Annotated in this window: 2 protein-coding genes; both read right to left on the bottom strand. The window is 77.8% G+C overall.

Translation table 11 applies throughout. The features are described 5' to 3' along the window. A partial coding sequence (locus ACTUAL_RS08705; RefSeq protein WP_440899891.1) for an acyltransferase domain-containing protein occupies window positions 1-2,004 on the bottom strand: 2,004 nt, incomplete at its 3' end. A 273-nt stretch (window positions 2,005-2,277) separates the two neighbouring features. Next, window positions 2,278-2,829: glycosyltransferase (locus tag ACTUAL_RS08700; RefSeq protein ID WP_440899890.1), on the bottom strand; the 552-nt coding region annotated here is incomplete at its 5' end.

Genomic DNA, 2,829 nt, shown 5'->3' with positions numbered 1-2,829 from the left:
GGGGAGCGCGGCGCGGGCGAACACGCCGATCCGCTGGTCGCCCTGGGACAGCGGGGGGAGTCCCGCGCGTTCGAGGGCCTCCCAGGTGGTTTCCAGGAGGTGGCGGTGGCGGGGGTCGAGCGACCCGGCCTCGTGCGGGGTGAGGCCGAAGGGGGCGGGGTCGAACGCCTCGGGGTCGAACGCCTCGGGGTCCGGCTCGGGCGTGGTCAGCGGGGCGCCGGGGTGGAGGCCGCCGGGGAACCTGCCCGCCACGGCGACCACGGCGACGGGGTCGTCCTCGGCGGTGCGCGGCGGGGGTGCGGTGGCGGCGATCAGGGCCGTCACCACGTCGGCCGGTGTGGGGTGGTCGAAGAGGAGCGTCGCGGGCAGGGGGACGCCGGTGGCGGCCGTGATCCGGTCGCGGAAGCGGATCGCCGCGCCGGAGTCCAGGCCCAGCTCCCAGACGCTCGTGGTGTCGGTGGGGGGCGGTGATCCGGCGGGGAGCAGCGCGGTGAGGTGCGCCCGGACCAGGTCGCGCAGGTCGCGCTCGCCATCCCGGACCGGTGGGGGCGCGGGGGTTTCCGGTGCGTCGACCTGCGGAACCGGGCCGCTCGGGACGTCGGCCCGCAGCTCGTCTGCGCACAACTCGCCGGTCCGCCGCTCGTCGGTCTCCGGTCCGGCGCTCTCCCCGGTGGCGCCCCCGTCGGCGTCCGGTTCCGCGGCGTGCCTGCTCCTGGTGGGTTCCGGCAGGTGGACCGGGTGGTCCGAGGCGAAGACCGGGGTCCAGTCGACGTCCGCGCCCCGCACGTGCGCCTCCGCCAGCGCGGTGAGGAAGTCCTCCTCGCCGTCCCCGCCCCGGCGCAGCGTGGCGAGCGCCGCGACGTCCGGGACGCCCGCGTCGTGCGCGGTCTCCAGCACCGCCGGGCCGAGGACCGGGTGCGGGCCGACCTCCAGGAACACCCGGTGGCCGTCGTCCAGCAGGGCGCGGGTGGCGGCGGCGAAGCGGACCTCGCCGCGCAGGTTGGCGTACCAGTGGGCGGCGTCCAGGGCCCGGCCGTCGACCAGGGCCCCGGTGGACGACGCGTGCAGCGGGATCTCGGTCTCGCGCGGGCGGATCGGGGCCAGGTCGGTCAGCAGGCGCTCGCGCAGGGCGTCGACGTGCGCGGAGTGCGCGCCGAGGCCGACCGCGAGCCTGCGCGCGGGCACCCCGGACCCTCGGCAGTGCGCCAGGAAGTCCAGTGCGGCGGCCCGGTCGCCCGCGACGACGGTGGAGCGCGGGGAGTTCGTGGCGGCCACGTCCAGCGCGCCCGCCCAGCGCGGCAGCAGGGCGCGGACCTCGTCGGCGGGCAGCGCGGCGGCGACCATCTCGCCGCGGCCGACCAGCTCGGTCTGGGCGCGGCTCCACAGCGCGAGCGCGCGCGCCGCCTCCGGCAGGGGCAGGGCACCAGCGACGTGCGCGGCGGCGAACTCGCCCGCGGAGTGGCCGAGCACGGCGGACGGCTCGACGCCGCGCGAGCGCCACAGCGCGGCGAGGGCGACCATGACCGCGAACAGGGCCGGTTGCACCAGGTCCGGGGCCTCCAGCTCGGTCCGCTCGTCCAGGACGCTGGGCAGCGGGCGGCGCAGGAACGGCGCGAACGCCGCGCAGCAGTCCACGAGCGCGGCGCGGAACACCGGTTCGGCGTCGGCGAGCGCGGCCATGCCCGGCCACTGCGGGCCCTGGCCGGGGAAGACGAGCACCGGGCCGGGGCCGGTCGACGGGGCGGCGGTCACCACGCGCGCGGACGGCGTGCCGGAGGCCAGCTCGGTCAGCGCGGCCAGGAAGTCGGCGGGGTCCCGGCACAGCAGCACGGCGCGGTGCGCCTCGGCCGGGCGCGCGGCGAGGGAGCGGCCGACTCCGCCGGGCGTCCAGAACCGGTCACCGACGAGGTGGGCCTGCAGGGCGACGGCGTTGGCGCGCAGGGTGAGCGGGGCGCTCCCGGACACCACCCACGGGACCAGCGCGGGTTCTGCTCGGTCAGCCACGTCGGTGCTCGCTCTCGGTGTCGGGACGCGGTCGGCGGGTCCACCACCGCGCCCACTCGGCGGCCCGTTCGCGACGATCACCCGGCCTCGGGGAAACCGCGTCGGCTTGCGGCGAATCGGGAGTCTCACAGAGGGGCGGGGAAAACGCACTTCGCGTTACCCGAAAGTGTGGGCGGGGTGCGCGGGCGCGTTTTCCGGAAAAGTGCTCCGCTCTGTCCGCTTGATGCGGAAATGCGCGCGGGAAACTCACCCGGCCTTCACGGGAAACCGTTTTCAGCGCCGGGCCGCCGTTCGACCGGGCCGCGCGCCGCGCGCCCACGGGACCACCCGTCCGGTGCGCTCGGCGACCAGGTCCTCGAGGCGGTGCACGGCGTCGTGCGGGGTCGGCTGGGCGAGGACGTCCGCGCGCAGGGCCTGGGCGCGGTCGGTGAACGCGGGTTCGTCGAGCAGGCGCAGGAGGTGCTCGGCGACGGCGTCCTCGGTGGGGCGGGTGTGGTCCAGGACGAGGGCGACGCCCCGGTCGGCGAGCAGGGCCGCGAGGTTCGGCTCGTCCCAGGCGCCGCCGGGGGCCACGAGCTGGGGCAGGCCTGCGGCGGTGGCGGCGGAGGTGGTGGCGGGGTCGCCGCGGTGGACGACGGCGGCGCAGGCGCGGAGGAGCTCCTGCGGGGGCTCGTGGTCGTGCGGGTGGGTGGTGGCGGGTGGTGGGAGCGGGGGTGATCCGGTGGGCAGCAGGGCGATCAGCTCGACGTCCAGCCGCGCGGCTCCCCGGACGAGGACCTCGGCGGTGGCGCGCTCGGCCGGGGTGAGGCCGCCTTCGCGGTCGGG

The organism is Actinosynnema sp. (genome assembly GCF_052038725.1).
This window is presented reverse-complemented; position numbering and strand designations above follow the sequence as displayed.